The 21,369-nt window shown below is 34.5% G+C and carries 23 protein-coding genes; 11 read left to right on the forward strand and 12 right to left on the reverse strand.

Annotated elements, in window-relative coordinates:
* Window positions 1–4 precede the first annotated feature (4 nt).
* The 3 genes from M0D21_RS04955 to M0D21_RS04965 all read right to left on the reverse strand — a co-directional run bounded on the left by M0D21_RS04955 (window position 5) and on the right by M0D21_RS04965 (window position 4,813).
* The gene (locus tag M0D21_RS04955; RefSeq protein ID WP_248327342.1) at window positions 5–1,171 is read right to left on the reverse strand and encodes a multidrug transporter; all 1,167 of its coding nucleotides are present in this window, start codon (window positions 1,169–1,171) and stop codon (window positions 5–7) included.
* 41 nt (window positions 1,172–1,212) lie between these two features.
* Complete coding sequence (locus M0D21_RS04960; protein ID WP_248327343.1) at window positions 1,213–4,068, reverse strand: TonB-dependent receptor; 2,856 nt, start codon at window positions 4,066–4,068, stop codon at window positions 1,213–1,215.
* 382 nt (window positions 4,069–4,450) lie between these two features.
* The gene (locus tag M0D21_RS04965) at window positions 4,451–4,813 is read right to left on the reverse strand and encodes a toxin-antitoxin system YwqK family antitoxin (RefSeq protein WP_248327344.1); all 363 of its coding nucleotides are present in this window, start codon (window positions 4,811–4,813) and stop codon (window positions 4,451–4,453) included.
* A gap of 463 nt (window positions 4,814–5,276) precedes the next feature.
* Here M0D21_RS04965 and M0D21_RS04970 point away from each other — a divergent pair, with 463 nt between their 5' ends.
* From M0D21_RS04970 to M0D21_RS04980, 3 genes are all read left to right on the forward strand, one after another.
* Complete coding sequence (locus tag M0D21_RS04970) at window positions 5,277–7,673, forward strand: inorganic phosphate transporter (RefSeq protein ID WP_248327345.1); 2,397 nt, start codon at window positions 5,277–5,279, stop codon at window positions 7,671–7,673.
* Window positions 7,674–7,812: 139 nt separating this feature from the next.
* Window positions 7,813–8,496: a response regulator transcription factor gene (locus tag M0D21_RS04975; protein ID WP_248327346.1), complete on the forward strand. Its 684-nt coding sequence runs from the start codon at window positions 7,813–7,815 to the stop codon at window positions 8,494–8,496.
* On the forward strand, window positions 8,497–9,576 hold the full coding sequence (locus M0D21_RS04980) for a sensor histidine kinase (RefSeq protein ID WP_248327347.1): 1,080 nt from the start codon (window positions 8,497–8,499) through the stop codon (window positions 9,574–9,576).
* Here the strand turns inward: M0D21_RS04980 and M0D21_RS04985 are convergent.
* The gene (locus M0D21_RS04985) at window positions 9,514–10,569 is read right to left on the reverse strand and encodes a glycosyltransferase (RefSeq protein ID WP_248327348.1); all 1,056 of its coding nucleotides are present in this window, start codon (window positions 10,567–10,569) and stop codon (window positions 9,514–9,516) included. The genes M0D21_RS04980 and M0D21_RS04985 overlap by 63 nt on opposite strands.
* 219 nt (window positions 10,570–10,788) lie before the next feature.
* On the opposite strand from M0D21_RS04985, the gene trmB reads away from it, so the two are divergent.
* The 3 genes from trmB to M0D21_RS05000 are packed head-to-tail and all read left to right on the forward strand — an operon-like array spanning window position 10,789 to window position 12,450.
* Window positions 10,789–11,463 (forward strand): tRNA (guanosine(46)-N7)-methyltransferase TrmB, encoded by a 675-nt coding sequence (gene trmB, locus M0D21_RS04990; RefSeq protein WP_248327349.1) that lies wholly within the window; start codon window positions 10,789–10,791, stop codon window positions 11,461–11,463.
* 13 nt (window positions 11,464–11,476) lie between these two features.
* Window positions 11,477–12,106: a LysE family translocator gene (locus M0D21_RS04995; protein WP_248327350.1), complete on the forward strand. Its 630-nt coding sequence runs from the start codon at window positions 11,477–11,479 to the stop codon at window positions 12,104–12,106.
* Window positions 12,097–12,450, forward strand: coding sequence for an MGMT family protein (locus M0D21_RS05000; RefSeq protein ID WP_248327351.1), 354 nt, complete (start codon window positions 12,097–12,099; stop codon window positions 12,448–12,450). The genes M0D21_RS04995 and M0D21_RS05000 overlap by 10 nt, the downstream gene beginning before the upstream one ends.
* On the opposite strand, the gene M0D21_RS05005 is transcribed toward M0D21_RS05000, so the two are convergent.
* A complete protein-coding gene (locus M0D21_RS05005) occupies window positions 12,447–13,289 on the reverse strand; it encodes a porin family protein (RefSeq protein WP_248327352.1) in 843 nt (280 codons plus the stop codon). The two genes, M0D21_RS05000 and M0D21_RS05005, sit on opposite strands and share 4 nt — an antisense overlap.
* A 216-nt stretch (window positions 13,290–13,505) precedes the next feature.
* Between M0D21_RS05005 and M0D21_RS05010 the strand changes: the two genes are divergently transcribed.
* Window positions 13,506–14,648 carry an Mrp/NBP35 family ATP-binding protein gene (locus M0D21_RS05010; protein ID WP_248327353.1) on the forward strand — a complete coding sequence of 381 codons (1,143 nt, stop codon included), beginning with the start codon at window positions 13,506–13,508 and terminating at the stop codon, window positions 14,646–14,648.
* 3 nt (window positions 14,649–14,651) lie between these two features.
* On the forward strand, window positions 14,652–14,891 hold the full coding sequence (locus M0D21_RS05015) for a NifU family protein (RefSeq protein WP_248327354.1): 240 nt from the start codon (window positions 14,652–14,654) through the stop codon (window positions 14,889–14,891).
* A 16-nt stretch (window positions 14,892–14,907) separates the two neighbouring features.
* Here M0D21_RS05015 and M0D21_RS05020 read toward each other — a convergent pair whose 3' ends face one another.
* The 5 genes from M0D21_RS05020 to M0D21_RS05040 all read right to left on the reverse strand — a co-directional run bounded on the left by M0D21_RS05020 (window position 14,908) and on the right by M0D21_RS05040 (window position 18,777).
* Window positions 14,908–16,053, reverse strand: coding sequence for an acyltransferase family protein (locus tag M0D21_RS05020; RefSeq protein WP_248327355.1), 1,146 nt, complete (start codon window positions 16,051–16,053; stop codon window positions 14,908–14,910).
* 96 nt (window positions 16,054–16,149) lie between these two features.
* On the reverse strand, window positions 16,150–17,337 hold the full coding sequence (locus M0D21_RS05025; protein WP_248327356.1) for a helix-turn-helix domain-containing protein: 1,188 nt from the start codon (window positions 17,335–17,337) through the stop codon (window positions 16,150–16,152).
* A 13-nt stretch (window positions 17,338–17,350) separates the two neighbouring features.
* A complete protein-coding gene (locus tag M0D21_RS05030) occupies window positions 17,351–18,247 on the reverse strand; it encodes a metallophosphoesterase family protein (RefSeq protein ID WP_248327357.1) in 897 nt (298 codons plus the stop codon).
* A gap of 60 nt (window positions 18,248–18,307) precedes the next feature.
* Window positions 18,308–18,490: a hypothetical protein gene (locus tag M0D21_RS05035; protein ID WP_248327358.1), complete on the reverse strand. Its 183-nt coding sequence runs from the start codon at window positions 18,488–18,490 to the stop codon at window positions 18,308–18,310.
* A 17-nt stretch (window positions 18,491–18,507) separates the two neighbouring features.
* On the reverse strand, window positions 18,508–18,777 hold the full coding sequence (locus tag M0D21_RS05040; protein WP_248327359.1) for a heavy-metal-associated domain-containing protein: 270 nt from the start codon (window positions 18,775–18,777) through the stop codon (window positions 18,508–18,510).
* Window positions 18,778–18,927: 150 nt separating this feature from the next.
* On the opposite strand from M0D21_RS05040, the gene M0D21_RS05045 reads away from it, so the two are divergent.
* The 3 genes from M0D21_RS05045 to hpf are packed head-to-tail and all read left to right on the forward strand — an operon-like array spanning window position 18,928 to window position 20,257.
* A complete protein-coding gene (locus M0D21_RS05045) occupies window positions 18,928–19,314 on the forward strand; it encodes a hypothetical protein (RefSeq protein ID WP_248327360.1) in 387 nt (128 codons plus the stop codon).
* Window positions 19,315–19,326: 12 nt separating this feature from the next.
* Window positions 19,327–19,965, forward strand: a complete 639-nt coding sequence (locus M0D21_RS05050) for a flavodoxin family protein (RefSeq protein ID WP_248327361.1) — start codon at window positions 19,327–19,329, stop codon at window positions 19,963–19,965.
* Complete coding sequence (hpf, locus tag M0D21_RS05055) at window positions 19,955–20,257, forward strand: ribosome hibernation-promoting factor, HPF/YfiA family (RefSeq protein WP_248327362.1); 303 nt, start codon at window positions 19,955–19,957, stop codon at window positions 20,255–20,257. Before M0D21_RS05050 ends, hpf begins: the two co-directional genes overlap by 11 nt.
* A gap of 21 nt (window positions 20,258–20,278) precedes the next feature.
* Here hpf and M0D21_RS05060 read toward each other — a convergent pair whose 3' ends face one another.
* The gene (locus M0D21_RS05060; RefSeq protein ID WP_248327363.1) at window positions 20,279–20,899 is read right to left on the reverse strand and encodes a hypothetical protein; all 621 of its coding nucleotides are present in this window, start codon (window positions 20,897–20,899) and stop codon (window positions 20,279–20,281) included.
* Window positions 20,900–21,016: 117 nt separating this feature from the next.
* Window positions 21,017–21,289 carry an acylphosphatase gene (locus M0D21_RS05065; protein WP_248327364.1) on the reverse strand — a complete coding sequence of 91 codons (273 nt, stop codon included), beginning with the start codon at window positions 21,287–21,289 and terminating at the stop codon, window positions 21,017–21,019.
* Between the last annotated feature and the right edge of the window lie 80 nt (window positions 21,290–21,369).

Consider the following 21,369-nt stretch of genomic DNA (forward strand, 5'->3'; position numbering starts at 1 on the left):
GCTACTAGTTACGAGTCCATCCAGAGTTCCATGAACTGTAGTCTGCACCAGTACCGTTACCTACACCAGAGATTACATCGGCTTCTACAAAGGTAGCTCCTGTATCATTTTTAAGGTTAAGCGTGATATCGTCAAAAGTAATGTCAGTTACAGTAGTTTCTCCATCTAAAACACCGTTTCCAGTCTCAGAGTCATCAAGGTCAAAACCTTCTGCAAATCCTTGTAGAGAAACATTGGTAAATATTGCTCTTGTTCCAGCACGTAATCTGATAGCTTCATTTTCGTTTGAAGATCCAATTCCGTTAATAGTAAGATTGGTTACTCTAGGAGCAGACCAAAATACCGGGCTAGAGTTGTTCCCTATATCAGTATTGAAGCCGTCACCCTCTATTCCTTTATCATGAGTTTGTCTGTGCTCAATATATACATTTGTTAATGTTCCTGTAAATCCTTCTGTCCAGTCTACAGAGTCATCTTGTGCTCCAATTACAGAAATGAATGAAGCATCAACGGTTCCACCAAAAAACTCTACTCCATCATCAGCTCCTTCGAAAGCCTGTATGTACTCGATAGTAGTTCCGTTTCCAACTGCGTAAAAAGAGAATCCATTATTTTCTGAAGCTGCATCTGCCGCTCCTCCAGAATACTCGATACGAACATATCTAAGGATACCAGAGTTGTCATTTACTGCACTACCACCATATGGTAATCCTCCGATTTCAGAAGTAGAAGTAGCATCACCCCCTACTACAGAGTTTATAGGTGCTCTACCAAGAATAATTAGACCTCCCCAATCACCAGGATTAGGAGTTGTAGAAGCTGAGGTAAATACGATAGGATTAGATGAAGTTCCTTCGGCGTTGATAGTTGCTCCTTGCAATACTGCGATATATACATCAGATCCAGTAGCTGCTCTTACCACTACACCAGGTTCTACAGTAAGGGTGAAACCTTCTGGTACAATTAATGCACTATTAAGTGAGTATTCAGTTCCTGTTACTAGGGTTAGGTCTTCTGTCAAGGTACCTCCGATTATTAAATCGGCAGGATCTACATTTGTATTACCATTTCCATCAATATTAATAGTAATATCAGCGGTATCATCACTAGCACATCCTACAAAAAGCATTGCTAGAATAACCGTTTTTAAAAGAAGTATATTAGCTTTCATTTGTTCTAAAATTTAATAAAATTGTGTTCGTTTTAATTCAGTTAAAATGTGTATTTAAATTGTAATCCGATATTCACTCCTCTTTTATAGCTAGAAAGAGCAAATTCGTCTAATGGATTAATCTCGTTATTGGCATTTCTTGTAAATGGAATGTTGTAAGTAGTAAGTACATCTTCTGAAATAGTAGCATTTTCTCGTACTCTCTCTATTGTAGGATTCAATAGATTTTTAACACTTAGGTTGATTTCAAAGTTATCATGTACTTTGTTTTTCCATACAAAATCAAGTGTTGGAACTCCTTTTTCTACAATATTTCCTAATTGTCCTGCTCCCAGAGCATCTATTCTGTCAGAGAAATATGAGAACACTAGGTTTGCTACAGGTTTATATTTTCCAAAGGTTGGAGTATAGCTTACATCTGCATTTACCAAAAATGGAGATGCTCCTTGTAATTCGTCAGAATCTCTATTAAAGTTTGTGTTAAACGTTCCCGAGACCGTCTTTAAATCTTGCTTAGTAGAGGTATAAGTAACGTTTAAACCGGCAGAAAGAAGACTTTCTTCTTCGGCATCTAATAAAAGTGCTTTACGTGCCTCTAATTCTATACCAAATACTTCTGCTTTATCACCTGTTCTAAAGAAACGTTGTGTTCCTGTAGCATCATTTGCAGATACTAAGTTTACAGGGTCGTTAATTTGTTTGGCAAAAGCTGCAATAGAAAATACCTGCCCTTTTTCAAAGAACCATTCGTATTTTAAATCTAAATTGAAAATAGAAGAGAACGCAGGATCGTTTAATAAGTCTGGGTTACCTCCAATACGATCGGTTACATTTTCATAAACAAAAGGAGCAACTTCTTTAAATTCTGGATTAGAAACTGTTCTACTAGCCGAAAAACGAATGTTTTGATCTTCGTTTAACGCATATTTTATGTTTAAACTTGGTAAGAAAAAAGTTTCGCTAGCTTCATTGCGTCCTGGATTGTTAAAAGCAAGGTTGATCACATCATATTCAATACTTTGATTGAAAGACTCTACACGTAATCCAGGTACGAAGGTCCACTTTTCGCCAACTTTATACACAGCACTTGCGTAAGCCGCATGTATATCTAGTTCTCCTGTATATGTATTTTCAGGAAGTCCAGGAAGATTGGTGTCTCCTAATCCAATTGCTGGGTTTATAGGGTTAATCACCACTGTATTAAATACAACACCTAGATTATCTCTATTAAAAATGCTGTTTAAGTTATTTACATCTGTAACTTCTGTTCTTGGTTCAATAATACTTAATCCAAAACGTTGGTTGTCGAATTCACGTTGTTTTATACGACCGTTGTATCCAAAGTTGAAAGAAAGATTTTCTGAATGTTCATAGGCTAGATTTATTCTGGCATTCAATTCTTCATCTTCGATATTTTGAAAATAGCGTTGGTTGTCAAAATCTACATTGCGAAAAAGAACAGGATTGCTATTTGGGTCGTTGTCTAAAGCAAGATCAAATTGCTCAATTGCGATACGTTTTCTGTCTGGTTGGCGAGCTAACACCTTGTTAAAACCAACTCCGTAATCTAACTTCAACTTGTCATTAATTTTACTCGTACCCGATATTTGATTAACAAAGATCATGTCTTGTTCAAACTGTACGTTTTGAGTAAAAAATCCAAAGTCGTCTATATCGGCAATTGTATTTCTATTAAAGCCATTTCCATCTATTCCAAAACGTCCTACTTCATCGGTAGCATCGTTAATAAATAAAGATGTAAATTTTACTTTATGATCTGTGTTAATGCGGTAAGCAATATTTGCCATTGCAGTGGTAGTACGACTGTACTCGAAGATTTCAGAATCTCTGAATATTTGATTCTCTGCCGCAGTTACGTTTGCCGCTTGTCCTCTTTTATATTCGTAGCTACTTCCAAAAGAAGCAGTAGCAAACACACTTAATTTTGATTCTTCTCCTATCTCCCAAGATTTACCTCCCGTAATAGATCCAGAAAGACCTACAGGACCTTCTGATGAAACTGGGTCAACACCATGAGATAAGATCACAGCAAATGGGTCATTACTATATCTGTTGTAAAAACCAAATAGTCCAGTTCCTTCACTCTTTAAAAAGTTTTTTCCAACAGAGGCAGTATTGATATTGGTTCCTAGATCAGCATCAATAAATGCGTCTCCACTATGTTCTTTTGCTTTGATATCTACATTACCTGCGGCAAAATCTCCATAAAAGTTAGCTGCATAAGTCTTACTCACACCAATATTTTGAATAACATCAGATGCAAAAAGACTAAGATCCATATTTTTCTTATCTACATTATTAGCAGGAAGCGATAAACCATTAAAAGTAGTATTCAAGTATCTGTCTCCTAGACCTCGTACGTATACATTACCACCGCCTTCTTGTTTTGAGATTCCTGATATTTTGGTAACTGCTGCGGCAGCATTACTTACTGCTTTATTCGAAAGTTCTTGAGCTCCAATACTTTGTTTTTGAACAACAGCGTTTTGTTGTTCCAAAAGTAGTGCTTGCACACTTTCTTTCTTTACGCTTGTCGCTTTTACAATCACTTCGTCTAGTGCTGCGGCACTAGCTCCAATAGTTGCATTTACGGTAGTAGTTTGACCGGCAGTAATGACTACTTCTTTGTCTAAAGTTTCGTATCCTACAAAGCTAAACTCTAATGTATATGTCCCTGCTTCTAAATTCTCGATAGTATATAAACCATCAAAATCGGTAGTGGTTCCTTTTGTGGTTCCCTTAATGATCACATTCGCAAAAGGAAGGGGTTGGTTATTAGATTCTTTGTCTAATAATGTTCCGGTTACTGATCCGGTTTCTTGCGCGAAGGTTATTCCTACAATTAAGAACGCAAAAAAGGTAACAATTTTTCTCATTTAACTTGATCTGAAATTCCGGGCAAAGAAAGAATCTTAGTGTTAAATGTTCGTTATTCAAAAATTAATTATGTGTCATGATAATGTTAGGTAATTGTTATCAGCGTTTGTTTGTAAAATGTTTTCTTAACATTAGGTGTATGTTATTCGTGTTTTAATGTACTGTGAATAAAATATTTTTGAAGAGTTTATTGGGCTTTACCTTTTTAAAAGTTTATGTTAAGCAGGTTAATTTTGGAATAAAAATGTAAATAAAATATTAAAGACAATAATTCTGAAAATGTCAATTGCTCTATATCTTTTCATAATTTTTTGAGGGTATAGCAAACAAAAAACGCTTCATATTCATGAAGCGTTTTTTGTACTTTATTGTTCTCAACAATTAATTATTGTCGTAGTTCACCACAACGTTGTCTTTATTAGACCAAGTGGTAACATCAGCAATTTGATTGTCTGAGTAGTTTACTTCAGATAGCTTGTCGGCTGTCCAGAAAAACCATTTTCCAGTTTTAACACCATTATTATATTGTCCCATGGCGATCTTCTTTCCAGTTTCATCATAAGATTTCCATTCACCATGTAGCTTACCTTCCTTATTATAGAAACCTTGTTGTCTTACAGTTCCGTCTTCATGGTAGAAGGTTCCTTTAATTAAATCTCCTTGTTTTTCAAATGTAGGTTTTACTTCTTGAGCAAAGATTGTTGCCGAAAACAACAATGCCAATGTTATAATTATTTTTTTCATGTCTTAATATATTTTGTTCGGGGTTCTTAATGATTACATTACAAATGTAACATTAATTTTACTTTTGAACAACAATTACGTAACATTAAATTAACATTGAATACGTAAAACATTGATAATAAAGTATTTGTAATGTTATTTTTTTGGTTGATTGATTTAACAAACGTTTCTAAATGAGCGCTTTCGTTTTCGGAAAATGCGGAGAAATCTTACTCAATATCATTGCGAAGATATAGTAAAATACTGAAAATCAAATATTTAATATTTAACTAGCATATGTTTGAGGTTTTGTTTGTTATATGAAGGTAGGGCATTAAAGTAATGGTAATCTGGTGTAAACAGTAAACCTTAGTTTTGATTGTATGGCGTTAATGCTCAAAAGGCAGTGAAAAGATAACATTTCAATAACATGTGGATTGAATATTAGTAACATTTTTGTGGTCTATAAGTATTGATTAAATATATGAGTGATATTTACATATTCATGATCATAGCACTAGCGGTGCTAGCTATTGCAGATCTGATTGTTGGGGTTAGTAATGATGCTGTAAATTTTTTGAATTCTGCTATTGGTTCTAAAGCGATTTCGTTTAGAACTATAATGATTGTTGCTAGTGTGGGAATTGCTGCCGGAGCAATTTTTTCAAGTGGTCTAATGGAAGTAGCTCGTAAAGGAATATTTATTCCTGGCGAGTTTTATTTCGATGAGATTATGATCATCTTTATGGCAGTAATGATCACCGATATTTTGTTACTTGATTTCTTCAATACTTTGGGGATGCCTACATCAACTACGGTATCTATTGTTTTTGAACTTTTAGGAGCGGCCGTGTGTGTTGCGCTATTAAAGATATCTGCAGATGCATCACTTTCTATAGGTGATTTAGGAGACTATATCAATACCAAAAAAGCTGGAGAGATTATTACCGGAATATTGTTATCTGTTGTAGTAGCGTTCTCGGTAGGAGCTATTGTGCAATATATATCTCGCTTATTACTATCTTTTAATTTCGAGAAAAAGGCGAAGTGGGTGGGAGCCCTTTTTGGGGGTATAGCCCTTACCGCGATTTTGTATTTTATATTTATTAAAGGTATTAAAGGAACAAATTATGCCAAACTTGCTGTTGATATGCTCTATAATGGAGGTGCCGAAGGTTTATTAGATTGGGCAAATACTTACTTTAATAGTTCTTTTGAATCTGTAAAGGAACTTATCAAGGCTAAAAAAGATTTATATGAGATAGATGCAGAAGCGGGAACCATAGCTTTAACCTTAAGAGGTTTTCTAGAAACCAATGTGTTATTAATCGTGGCTTTAGGTTTTGTATTTTGGTCTTTACTTTCTTATATCATTGTTTCTGTATTTAAAACAAACATCTATAAAGTTATTATTATTGTAGGGACTTTTGCTTTGGCTTTGGCCTTTGCTGGTAATGACTTGGTAAACTTTATTGGGGTTCCCATTGCGGCATGGCAGTCATATGAAGCTTGGTCGGCGTCGGGTATGCCTGCAGAAACTTTTACCATGGGTATTTTAGCATCAAAAGTAGCTACTCCTACATATTTGTTACTAGCTGCAGGTTTAATTATGGTATTAACCTTATGGTTTTCTGCCAAAGCACAAAATGTTGTAAAAACCTCGATAGACCTATCTAGACAAGGAGAAGGTGATGAAAAATTTAGACCAAACTTTTTATCACGGGGGATTGTGAGAACGACTATTTCAGTTTCGGAGTGGTTTTCTGCAATAACACCAGGTTCTTTCAAAAGTTTCGCAGATAAACAATTTGATGAACAATCGACGGTCGCTTCTCTTTTTGCATCGAAAAAAGAAGACAAACCTGCTTTCGATTTGGTAAGAGCAGCAGTGAATCTTATGGTAGCCGGTATTTTGATATCGATCGCTACCTCTATGAAATTACCACTATCTACTACCTATGTAACTTTTATGGTAGCTATGGGTACTTCTTTGGCTGATAGAGCATGGGGAAGTGAAAGTGCAGTATATCGTGTAGCTGGAGTGCTTAATGTAATTGGAGGGTGGTTCTTCACTGCAATAAGTGCATTTCTTGCAGCAGCAACTATCGCTTTTCTTATCAATTTACACCAGCCCATAATGACAGGAGTATTGTTATTGGTTGCGATATTGTTATTGGTAAGAAGTACTATCAAATACCGCAACAAAACAAGAGCAGAAAGAGCAGAAGATAGATTGAAAAAATCTGAAAGTAGTTCTATTCAGGGCGTAATAGAAGAAAGTTCAGATAACATTACTTCATTTATTAATAGAGGAAATAAGATATACGGAAATACTATAGAAAGTCTTGCTAAATATGACTTGGCAGCATTGAAGAAAAGTAGAAAAGGAATTGCCAAACTGGAAACAGAAGTCGAAGAGTTAAGAGACAGTATTTTCTATTTCATTAAAAACCTCGATGAGGCCAGCGTTGGTGCCAGTGATTTCTATATTTCAATTCTGGGATATCTCGAAGATATTACCCAATCTCTGGAGTATATAGCAAAAGTGAGTCATAAACATGTGAATAATAATCATAAACGTTTACGATTTAATCAGATAAAAGACCTGAAAGAAATTGAGGATCAATTAGCCAATTTCTTTAGTCATATAAAGACTATTTTCGATAATAGAGAGTTCAATAAACTCAACGGGATCATTGAAGAACGTCAAGAGTTATATACTCTGGTGAGTACAAAAATCACAAAACAGATAGAAAGAACCAGAACCGAAGAAAGTAGTCCCAAAAACACAACTTTATATTTTAGTTTACTAACTGAAACTAAAGATTTGATCACTGCTACAATGAACTTATTGGCTACTTATAGAGATCATCAAGATTAAATATTCATCATCCATTACGTTAAGTAAATGTTATGGTTATAAGATTTTTACGTTAGTTTATTGTTTACAGCGAAATAGTTGTTAAAACTTTGGAAGTAACAATGTATATTTACCTGTCGTGATATAATTCAACAAAAAAATGAATAAAAAAGATATTACAATATTATTGGTAGATGATGAACCAGACATTTTAGAAATCGTTGGTTATAATCTTACCGCAGAGGGGTATAATGTTATTACTGCCGAAAACGGGGTAGAAGCTGTAAAATTAGCTAAAAAAAAGAAGCCACATTTAATCATTTTGGATGTAATGATGCCCGAAATGGATGGTATCGAAGCTTGTGAGCAAATTCGTAAACTGCCCGATTTACAAAATACTATTATAACCTTTTTAACCGCACGAGGTGAAGATTATTCGCAAGTGGCAGGTTTCGATGCTGGCGCAGATGATTACATCACAAAACCAATTCGTCCTAAAGTTCTAATAAGTAAAGTAAAGGCGTTATTAAGAAGATTGAAAGAAGATGAATCTTCAGATAATGTTGTAAAGATCGGAAACTTGGTCATTAATAGAGATGAATATAAAATTGTAAAAGACAAAAAAGAGATCATCTTACCAAGAAAAGAGTTTGAATTATTATCTTTACTTGCCTCAAAACCAGGTAAGGTATTTAAGCGAGAAGATATTCTTGATAAGGTTTGGGGTAACGAAGTTATTGTAGGAGGACGTACGATAGATGTTCACATTAGAAAACTAAGAGAAAAAATAGGAGACAATAGCTTTAAGACGATTAAAGGAGTTGGATATAAGTTTGTAGTGTAAATGGCAGAAAACTTTAAGAAGTCGTATAGGTTCGCATACCTTTCGTCTTTATACATAACTATAGTATTAACGCTCGCTCTGAGCGTTTTTTTATACATGCAATCGGTAATAAATCCATTTTTTATTTTGGGTTTTGCGGTGGCGTGCTATGCGATTTGTTTTATCGTTGTGCAGTATAGGGCAGAACGCTTTATCTATCGTAGAGTAAGGAGAATTTATGATGATATCGAAATGTTAGATGTCGATAAAATAGAAGACAGTCCGGTTACCACAGATATGAGAACTTTGATTAAGGAAGTAGAGAAGTTTGCTCAAAATCGAAAAACGGAAATCGAAACCTTAAAAGTTAGAGAAGCTTACCGAAAAGAATTTATGGGGAATGTCTCTCACGAATTAAAAACACCACTCTTTACCGTACAAGGATATATTTTAACGCTACTAGATGGAGCTATGGAAGATCCTAAAATACTAAACAAGTATCTTAATCGAGCCAATAAAGGTGTAGAGCGGTTGATCTATATCGTAAATGATCTTGATATGATTACGAAGCTCGAGGTGGGGGATCTTAATTTAAATTATACCAATTTTGACATTGTAGAGTTGGTGCAGAGTGTTTTTGATCTTTTTGAAATGAAGGCTGCAAAAAAAAATATAGCACTCGCTTTCGATATGAATTATAAGAATCCGATTATGGTACATGCCGATAAAGAGCGGATTCAACAGGTGTTATCAAATTTGGTTGTAAATTCAATTAAATACGGGAAAGAAGACGGTACTACCGAGGTAAGTATCGAAGACCTTATTCGTAATAAAGTTATTGTGAGAGTAACCGATAATGGAGAAGGTATCGCTCAAGCGCATATTCCTCGTTTATTCGAACGCTTTTATAGAGTTGATAAAAGTGGTTCCCGAAAAGAAGGAGGCTCCGGACTAGGATTGGCTATTGTAAAACATATAATCGAAGCCCATCATGAGCGTATTTATGTAGAAAGCGATTACCGCGTAGGAAGCGAATTCTCATTTACTTTGGAAAAAGTGAAAAAGTTCCCCGTAGTCGATGTCGGTACTAAAACTGCTTAACCCTTTATACATATTTAAATCCCGAAGCTTTTTTAAAGTAAATTCATTTTGGTCACAGCTTGGAACCAATTTATTATAGGTTAGCCTTTGTGCCAGATATTCCTGTTCAAATTGACCCGGGGTAGGAATAAAAAATGCCTTTTTCTTTAATTTTGCTAAATCCATTACAGTGGTGTATCCCGATCTTGAAATTACCAAATTACTACTGTTAATAGCATTTTCCAGATCCTTACCCATGAGGTAATTGTGAATTGTGATGTTGTTTTTTACATACGTTTTGTGAGTTTCTTCTATAACACCACGTACAAAAACTATTTTTTTATCACTTTGTTCAAACTCCTGAAAAAGCTTTTGTTCAAGCAAGGTTCGTTGTGGTTCGGGCCCAGAAAGCAATACCATGATATCATACTTCTTTGGCATTACCTGATGTTCAAACCTACTCAACGGACCCAAATATGTAACAGGAACACTACTTTTTTTGGGATGCCCCAGTTCACCACTTAGATTGGGGTCATCTGCCATATCGGGAACCCAACAGAGGTCGAATTTTTTAATGTATTTATTATGAATTTTGGTACTGAAAGATGTAGTGTTTCCACTCAGTACCGTTAATTGGTGAGTTATAAAAACAGATGGAATGCTTTTATGGCGTACCCCCATTCGATTATCAGAGATAATACCAGCAAATTTTTCTTCTTCAACAAGCTTTTTTATGGCCTTTTTTTCAGCACTTATAGCATGAGCAATCTTAGGACTGTTTAAAAGCATCTTTAATTTAAAGTTACTAGCCTTTTTTGAGTATTCAATCTTATATGAAGGTAACTCTTTTGTTCTCAAATTTGGGAACTCCTTTTTTAGAAGTGCAAGAGCAACACCGTCTGAGGCTATAACGGGTTCGAACCCTTCATGAAGTAAAGCGTTTATAATTGGTATACAACGTGTGGCATGGCCTAATCCCCAATTTAATGGAGCTACAAGTACTTTTTTGTCCAAATGTCTTAGTTTTTAGTTTGTTAGACTGAATAACTATTTGATGTTAAGAATAAAATTAAATCTATTTTCATGTACGTATATTTCCTTAATTTTACCAAAAAATTATCTTTAGATAAAACGGGGTGATAAAAAGCAATGCCAACTGATAAAGGTAATACAAGAATTTTGTAACAAATCAATAATCCGATAGACTAGTTTATACAAGAAATAAATACATAGGTGGGAAGTAAGAATAAGTTAAAACGATTTAATGAAAATAAAACATTTCATAATGTAGTCGAACCTACACGAGATGAAGTGCTTAATAATACATTAGGATACAAAGGAAAATGGAGAGAGAAGTTTTTTAAAAACGATCAACCTATTGTTCTTGAATTAGGTTGTGGTAAAGGCGAATATTCGGTAGGTCTGGCAGAGAAATATCCTGATAAAAACTTCATAGGTATAGATATCAAAGGAGCTCGATTTTGGAGAGGAGCCAAAACTGCAATTGAGAATGAAATGAATAATGTAGGATTCATTAGAACCCAGATCGAATTGATAGCGTATATTTTTGATGAAGGTGAAGTAGATGAAATCTGGATTACTTTTCCCGACCCTCAGATTAAATATAAAAGAACAAAACATAGACTCACTAATCATGAGTTTTTACAACGCTATAAAAAGATACTCAAACCCAATGGACTAGTTCATCTCAAAACCGATAGTGAATTTATGCATGGTTACACTCTTGGTTTGTTGCATGGGGAAGGGCATGAAGTGTTATATGCTAACCATAATGTGTATCATAATGAGGGTGCTCCAGAGATAGTTACCTCGATTCAAACTTTTTATGAAAAACAATATTTAGAACAAAATAAACCCATAACTTACATCCAATTTAAAATCTCTTAATTGCATTGCGATTTTGGAAACTACCAAACTCTTTCTCGTTACATTTTTTGCTTCATTAGTAGGAGTAATTCCACCGGGACTCGTAAATATGACCGTCGCGAGAACCTGTCTGGAACGCGGTAAAAAAAATGGTGTTTTAGTAGCAATTGGCGCTTCAATAGTGGTAGTGCTTCAGGCTTTAGTAGCTATTCTTTTAGCAAAATATATCTTTTTCAGCCCTTATGTTCGAAATATTTTATTACGTACCGGAGCGGTAATCTTTTTTTTGATGGCTATTTACTTTTTTGCTAAGGCTAAACAAAGAAGAACAAAGATAAAAGTGTACAGGCATAATAATACCCGAAGCTTTTTTAAAGGTATGATGATGTCGGCAATAAATGTTTTGCCAATACCCTATTTCGTAGCTATTGCAGCAGGGATGAGTGTTAGCGGAAAAATTGAGTATGATGCCCCAAAAATTATAACATTTATTCTGGCAGCAGGATCTGGAACTTTTGTTACTCTTTATTTTTATGTGTTTTCGTTTTTAAAAATCGAAAAGAAAACAGCTACCATTACAAAATACTCTAACTATTTTATGGGGATTTTAATGCTTATTTTAGTAGTAATTACCCTTGCAAGAATTATATACACATGGGAGTAAAAAAGAATGATAATACCAGTTCTGACACTAGTTTCTTTGATCGTGTTTATGAAGTTGCAAAATTAATTCCATATGGTAGAGTTACCTCTTATGGTGCTATAGCAAAGTGCCTTGGTGCTGCTAGAAGTGCACGTATGGTTGGTTGGGCAATGAACGCCTGTGGCGGTCGTGACGATGTGCCCGCCCATCGTGTGGTGAATCGCAAAGGGATTCTAACTGGTAAACACCATTTTCAAGGAACCAATCTAATGCAACAGCTCCTTGAAAATGAAGGGGTAGAGGTTATCGATAACCAGATACAACATTTTGATAAAGTGTTTTGGGACCCTATGAAAGAGCTCTAAAAAGAAATACTAACCCCAGCTGTGAATAGCGAAAAATCTGCACTCCCTATTTTGAGGTGTTCATATCCAGCAGAAAACTTATATCGATTTACATGATAGTTTACAAATGCATTAAACTTATTTACTGTATTGTCATTTATAAAGGTTTGATTAAAATTAGTTTCTAGACTAAACGGTTTTGCAAAAAACCACTCTGCACCTATTCCATAGGTAAATCCCCATTCGTCTACTTCACCATCTACATAAGTCGCTCCTAAACCCCACCAGGCATCAAAACGCTCTGTTCTCACTCTATGATATTTTGCTAAGGCGGTGTACATTGCGAGGGTATTGGTTCCAAAGTTGCTGTTTTCTTCCCATAGTTGAAGATAATCTACTTCTAATCCAAATCTGTGTAAGAATCGCATGTTTAGGTTGAGATGATTTCCGTACAGTTTGTTGTTTTCTGCAACAAATCGACTTGAGAAAGTGGTCCTAAATAAGGTGGTAGTATCATCTTGTTCATAGGAGTAATTTCCTTTCTGGTCATAAAGGTAAGGGTATTTTGTAATCGATGCCCTGCTGCCGGCATATTCTCGTTCTATAGGAGTTTCTACCAATGCATAATATGATGAATATAAAAATATATCAACCAAAATAAATCCGAAGGAATCGGCCAGAAAACTATCACCATAGTATTGATCGTCATCATCATTATTACTTCTTGATCTTGAACTTATTCTATTTTGCTCTTGTTTTTGTGATAGACTTTTTTCTGCTTTATCAATTTTTCCTTGGCTGTAATTTTGAATAGTACCTAAAAAGAAAAAAGTAAATAAGAATAAAAATATGTGTTTCATGTTTTAGTCGTTTTGTTTTGTCTGTGTAGTTTTGACGAGCAAGAAAAATGAAACACGTAATTATGATATGTTTTTTCTATTTATGAAGTATCACTAACCACAATATGGTTATAAACCTTTTCGATTTTGAGGCTTTATAATCTTAACTTTTCGAACTATCTTTGCAGTAAGAACAATTCTGGATGAATTTGTTTGTATTGGAAAAGAAAAAGATACATGAAATTAGAAAAATCTGAGATACTAAAAGCGCTTGAGACTATTACAGTGGCCGGTGAAGGGAAAAACATGGTAGAGAGTGGAGCTGTAAAAAATGTAATCACATTTGGTGATGAGGTTATAGTAGATTTGGTATTATCGACACCTGCTCTGCATATAAGAAAACGAGCCGAGGTTGATGTCTTAAAAGCCATTCATGAACATGTTTATGAAAAGGCAAAAATAAAAGTAAATATTAAGGTCGAAGCTGCACCAGCGGCACAACCTGCAAAAAATGAAATTAAAGGAAAACCTATTCCTGGAATTTCGAATATTATTGCGGTAGCATCTGGAAAAGGAGGAGTTGGTAAATCTACAGTAACTTCAAATTTGGCAGTTACTCTGGCAAAAATGGGATTTAATGTAGGTCTTTTAGATGCCGATATTTATGGTCCTTCAGCTCCGATAATGTTTGATGTAGAAAGAGAACGACCATTGTCGGTAAAGGTTGGGGACAAATCTAAAATGAAACCCATAGAAAATTATGGGGTTAAAATATTATCTATTGGCTTTTTTACTCAGCCTAATCAAGCTGTGGTTTGGAGAGGCCCAATGGCGGCAAAAGCCTTAAACCAAATGATTTTTGATGCTGCGTGGGGAGAATTAGACTTTTTACTTCTAGATTTACCTCCAGGAACTGGTGATATCCATCTTTCTATCATGCAATCATTACCTATTACTGGTGCAGTTGTGGTAAGTACACCTCAAAATGTAGCATTGGCAGATGCCAGAAAAGGAGTGGCAATGTTTCAGCAGGATAGTATTAACGTACCTGTGTTAGGAATTGTAGAGAATATGGCTTATTTTACTCCTGAGGAGCTTCCTAACAATAAATATTATATCTTTGGGAAGGAAGGTGCAAAGCATCTGGCAGAGGATATTGATGTCCCGTTTTTAGGAGAAATTCCGTTAGTGCAAAGTATACGAGAAGCAGGAGATGTTGGAAGACCAGCGGCACTTCAAACAGCAAGCTCTATCGAGAAGGCGTTTGAAGAATTGACAAAGAATGTGGTGCAGGAAGTGGTACAAAGAAATGAAAACTTACCTCCTACTGAAGCAATTAAGATAACAACAATGGCAGGTTGTTCTGCTGTAAAAAAATAAGAAATGACTTCTGAAGAATTAAAAGCAAATGTAGAGAAAGCATTAGATGAAATAAGACCTTTTTTAGAAAGTGATGGAGGCAATATTTCCCTAATCGCCATTGAGGATGATAAAACTGTAAAAGTTCAGTTAGAAGGTGCATGCGTAGGTTGTAGTGTAAACCAAATGACCTTAAAATCTGGAGTAGAAATGACGATTAAGAAATATGCTCCACAAATAGAAGAAGTCTTAAATGTTGGATAACCTGTTTAGGTTATTTTCAAGATTTTTTATCGTAAGATGAATATCCCTTTTTTAGTCCAAACAATGGGTGAAGAAAAGGGATTTTTAGTATCACAAAGTGATACAATACCCAACTTGCCAGAAAAGTTCCTAGTACCATAATTATAAATTTAGAAACCGTATTCCAGTGCAGATCCATAAGGTAGTATCCTATGGTAATAGTTATGGTTTGGTGCAAAATATAAAACGGATATACAGCTCTGTTACAATAGGAAATAGTGCTACTTTTTCGATTTAGGTATTTTGCTGCATACCCAAAAAGTACTAAAATCCATGACCAAAGATTAATAACTTTAATCATTCCTTCTGTAAAATGAATGAGGATACTGTCTTTACCGATTATCCAAATGGTCGTTTGAATCAAAAACGCTACACAGCCTATCCAAAGTGCTCTTTTCTTAATTCGATCTATTTGTTCCCAAAATACATTTCCTGTAGCTAGCAAGACAAATCCATAGAAAAATAAAATAAAGTAATTGATAAAGGTAAACCAATCATCTACCAAAGCATGTGTTACCGGAAAGAAAGGTTCTATCAAGACTTCAACAAAATAAAGGGGTATAACAAAAAGATAGAAACCGAATGATTTTTGCAAAAGATTGGAAACCCAGGTTATAAATCGAGTCTTTTTCCTCTTGAGAAAAATCAATATTGGAGATAGTAGTAGTGAATACAAAAATAAATAGGGTAAAAACCAGAGATGGTGCCAACTTATATTTCCGTCAGGGTAGATACCTTTATAGGCCGGCCCGCTGAGAAATGCCATATATGAACCTGTAAATTCATGGTTTGCTAAACGTTCGAAATAAACCTGAGGAGGAACAATAAGAAGCATACCAAAAGCCAGTGGAATACCTAATCGTATGTAACGCTCTAGATTAAATTGCCATAGATTTCTTGAAGATAATGCATAATAGGTGCCCATACCCGAGATCACAAAAAGGATAGGTAATCTCCATTGATTTAAAAATAACATTGGCCAGCGAATCCATTCTACTATATGGTTATTTTTTATATGCCAACCCCACGGTACAAAAAACATTCCTACATGGTAGAAAATCAATAATCCAAAAACGATTACTCGTAACCAATCAAGGTCATACCTTCTTATTTTTGTTTTCATAATGTTTTAATTTTTGTTGATCAAAATTGTACATTTTGAAAACAATGACCTTGCAGATTTTGATGGATAATGTCTCAAATTGTAATTCTGGACATTTTATTTTGAAATAGATATGTTTTGATCATTTATAAACGCTTTCGGAGACATATGTACATGTTTTTTAAAAGCATTGTAAAAAGCAGATCGAGATTTAAAACCCACAGAGTTTCCTATAGCTTCTATAGTGAGATGCTTATACCGATCATCTAATAACCGTTTTTTAGAGAGTTCTACGCGATAGGTATTAATAAAATCGTTAAAGTTTAACCCTGTTGAGGTATTAATGATTTGGGAGATGTAATTGGCACTTGCCCCCATTGAATTTGCAAGATCTTTTAATGACGCAGACGCAGAGATATAAAACTTCTCTTTTTCTACATACTTCCTAATATCATCAATAGATAATGTATGCGAGGTTAATCCCGAAGTTTCATATTTATCGGCAATCCATGAACTTTCAAAAAACCTGGATTCAGATAATAATACAAAACAAGTAGTGATGACTAGTACAGTATGAAATATAAAGATGTAATGATCGCCTCCATCATCTTCAAAATTGAGAAAAACGATAAAAATTAGAATAAAAGTGGCCAGAAAGCCGATAATAGTATTTCTTGAAAAATTGTATTTGTTAAGTTTTATGTTCTCGGCATTGGTTGTTTTACGGGCATATAAATGTTTAAGCACTAGTCGTATGCTAAGTAAAATATAACATAAAAAGCTAGATAATATAAGCCATCTAAATTCATCTTTAATCCATAAATACGGATATGTAATATCGTTAGGAATAGGTATTCTGTCAAGATGATCATGATAGGCTCCTAAATATGCATTGATTTTAATGGCTTTTGATTGAAGATAGTATGGAACTTGTGTCACAAAATATCCTACAGCTGGTAAAAGATGAAACCAATGTTTTTTTAGAGTTATAGTTTGGCGTTCTAGCAAAGAATACACAAACATATAGATTGAAGGTGCCAGAAGTAATACCAATGGTTCTGTACTGTCATTGAGGTGCGGCACATATTTCATCAATCCTGTGTAGCATAAAAAAACATCTGCAGCTAATAAGGATTGAAAGAGTAAGGACCACCCGAATACTTTAAAAGAAGTAGCTTTTTTTGAGGTTCTAAACAGAATGACCAAGCTCAGTAAAATTCCGGTAAAAACACCAAGAAAAATAAAGTATGAGACTGCATTATGGCGAATAGGAATTTGGTCTATAACGTACTGAACGGTATCCATAATCAAGTATACATTATGAGGTCACAAAATCAGTTAGTTTTTGTGGTCCTTCCAAAGGAACTCTTATAATTTTTAATATACCATCATCTGTAGTTGCGATTTGCCATTTGATAAGTGTAATACTTCCATTTTGAATTTCCATACCCGTAATAGATCTGGGATGAACGCAACTTCCGTCATTGAACAGTGCCAATTCACCAGCTTCAGGAAAACGTGGTCTATGAGTATGACCAATAATGGTAAATAAATTGTTTTTGGAGGCAATCCACTTTTTTATTCGGCGCTCTACCTTAATGGTCTCTTTATAATTTTTGGCGGGGCTGGTAGGATCTGCAATACCAACTACTTGCAAAGGTTTCCATAGTACTCTTACCAAAAACCTATTAATTCGCCATCCGATGTAGTTCATAAAATCGGCCTGGTGGCCATGTAATAAAAACATCTCTTGTTGGGTCTGCTTATGTTTTAGGATTATTGCTTCCTGATATTGTATGCCAGGAAAAAGAGGAACTATAGCATCTGTTTTATGATCAAAATAAGAACTAAGGTGTTTCTTGACATATTTGGGGTCACGGTATACCATATCATGATTCCCCCAAATCATCTCTAAACGATTTTCTTTATAAAATTGCTGAAGCAATTCGTACACATTTTTATGCGCTCTAAAAATGGTTTGAAAGTTAAGATTTTCCCATAGCTCATCTCCATCTCCCAATTCACAATAGGTAAACCCTTCGTTGTAATAGTGTCTTAATGCATGAAAATAGATATTTCTGTTGTTTGCAAAATCATCAGCAAAGCTATTATCTCCACGATGGCAATCACTAAATAGTATAAATTTAGAGTTATCGTCAAACGGAATTACTTTTGCTTTTTTATAGGCACGATCTAATCGTGATTGAGAAGACATAGACTATGTTTTCAGTAAATATACAATAGAAAATGATATTACTGAATAACACAAGTTTAATTATGCTCCTAAAAATTTTAAGGTTTCATAAACCAGAAATGCGGGCCATACAATTGCTTTTAAAAACCCCAGTACACCTGTCCAAAAACTAGTAGCGGTACCAATAAAATAAATTGCAGCCCCTATAAAACCAAGTCCGTAAATTTTACTGGATGAAGCTTCTTTTTTTGCTGTTTCTTTCATAATTCAAAAATAAGATGTTAGGTACTTAGTTTTCCTATGGCACAACTAATATAGGATATTGCCTTTTTTTGCAATGTGTTTTTATCACCTTCTACAGGATATCCCAATCGGGACAATTCTTTTTCAACGGTGTTTATTCCGTTTTCGGTGTTGTAGCTAAAGGAAATGGTACAGTTTTCTTGATCTATTTCGATGTTTTGTATTCCTTCTAGTAGATGTAGCTTCTTTGCTATAGTACTTTCGCAACCTGCGCATTTTAGGTTTTGTATCGTTACCGTAGTTCTCATGGTTTTATAGTTTTAAGCCAAATCTATATGAAAATGATGATGAAAACCATGATAAATGTCAATGTTTAAACAATTGATACAGCATGATATTTGTCATATTTAGAATGAAAAGGAGCTAATATTTTTGGGTAGATTATTAAATCTAAGATTATGGATGTATCTATCTTTTTAGCGAAATTTTGGGGATGGTATCTTATCATTTTTTTTCTGATACTTAGTTTCAACCCAAGTCGAATAAAACAAATATTTGAAGACCTTAACGATCAAAAGTTTTCAATCATCACTTCATTTATAGCTATTCTTATTGGGTTGCTTAATATCCTTTTTCACAATGTTTGGGAGGCTAATTGGTCTATCATTATTACACTAATTGGTTGGACGTCCTTAGGAATTGGTCTTGGGTTATTTATGTTTCCAACTATGACTACAATGTGGTTGAAGTTCATAAACATTAAGCTAGTGCAAGTAATCTACATGTTTTTGTTTTTGTCAGGTGTGTTTTTACTGAATGCTGCTTATGGCTGGGTGAGGTATTGAAATTAGCAAATAATGAGATTTAAAAGAATTATGATAACAGCATTGGTACTTTTCGGGTTGACTTTAATCTCCTGGTTGCTCTTGACTTTTTTTGTTGCAAAACCGGGACCAGAAAAAGAGATTATTATTGGAAAAGAGAATAAAAATCCAAAAGCTGTAATCGTTTATGATCCGGATCCTATTTATAATTTAGATGAAAAGGTATGTAGATCATTTGCCCAAGGACTTTCTGAACGTGGTTGGATGACGAAAATAATAACTGTGGCCTCGGCTTCCAAAATAGAAGACGAATATTTTGATCTGTACGTTTTTTGTGCCAACACATATAATTGGGCACCAGATAAAGCCATCAAAGATTATATAAAAAACCTTCATAAACTAAGAGGTAAAAAAGTGGTTGCCTTTACTTTGGGGAGTGGTTCTACTAAAAGAGCACAAAGAATATTAGAACGTTTACTTATTGAAAAAGAGGCAGAGCTTATAGAATCAAAATCACTTTGGTTAGTGAAACCAAATGATCAATCACAAAAAGAGCAATCAAATGTTAAGCTAGCAGAAAGAATAGCAAAAAATGTAGCAACTAGTGTTGTTCAAAAATTAAAGAATCAAGATAAAAATTCAGAAACTAAAATAAATATCTATGAAAACTAACATTCAATTTGTACAGATGCCAACTAGTGAAAGTATGGAAGAATATGTACATGAAAAGCTAAATAAACTATACAAAAAATATGATTGGGTCATAAAATCTGATGTGTCCTTTAAAAAAGAAAATGACCCCAAAGGAGAAGGGAAAATCTGTGATGTAGAATTAAGTCTTCCTGGCCCAAAAATATATGCAACTTCTAATGAGAAAAATTTTGAAATGGCATTTAAAGAATCTTTAAGTGATATAGAAAAACAACTTAAGAAACGTAAACAAGAAATGAAACCTTATATGTAGAAAAGTAGGGAACAGGTAGTTTTACTGCCTGTTTCTTCTTTTTTCTCGCGATATTCCTAGAATTAGGCCAGTAAGTCCTAGCGAAAAACAGACCCCTAACCAGAGGATGATATTGTATTTTTCTACTGAAGCTCTGTATATAATCGAAAAAGAAAATAATATCAAGCCTAAGACCTGCCATAAAACGTCTTTTTCTAATCTCATGGTGGTATTGAATTTTGGGTTCAGATGTACTAAAATTTTGAGTTCATCCCATTCCCATAGCAATAAGATAATATTGGCGAATAACATTAATCCTGTAACGACCGGGGTATATGCAAAATAATAGGATAAGGTGATGACAAAGATGTTTAGTATAATCGGGAAATTGATAAGTGCTCCAAGTTTTGAATATCGTTGAGTCATTAATAAAAAACCTGCGATGAGTTGACTCCATCCTATGAACTGCCAATATAATCCAGATTGGTAGATGGTTTCAAAAAAATGCCACGCACTATCGATAGGGTTTAGTGCTCCGCTATTTCCCGTAAATCGGTCTCCTTTGATCTTGATAATACTGGCAAAAACAAATGTACCTCCAATAAGGTATCTGGTGTAAATTATAAAAATCTGTACCCAAACATTATTTTTTATACTATCCATAAGTGACCCCTCTTTTACGGAAGACGAATGGTCTTGCATTTTGTTTCTTTAAGGTTAGATCGTCTTGCTTTTCGGTTCAGATATAAGGAGATAATGAAAAAGGAGTACTACTATAAATTATCTTTCAATTTCAAAACGAGCAAACGACATAAGAGCTCCTTCTTCAAAAGAAACTTGATCTACTTTTGCATATTCTGGGCCTATTGCACACCAATCTAAAAGAGCTTGTAATTGTTCTTTAGTTCCTTCGGCTTCTATGTATACATTACCGTTTATAAGGTTTTTTACATATCCCGTTACTCCCAGTTCAATAGCTTTTTCTAAAGTGTTTTTTCGATACCAAACTCCCTGAACCGTACCAGAAACAGTAATATTGTAGTGTTTTTTCATGATTGTAAGTTAGTACAGTTAAAGATACTACAATTGATATTCATTACATGATAATTATCATATGATTTGGTGTTATTCTC

This window comes from Aquimarina acroporae (assembly GCF_023195925.1).
Classification (GTDB): Bacteria; Bacteroidota; Bacteroidia; order Flavobacteriales; family Flavobacteriaceae; genus Aquimarina; species Aquimarina acroporae.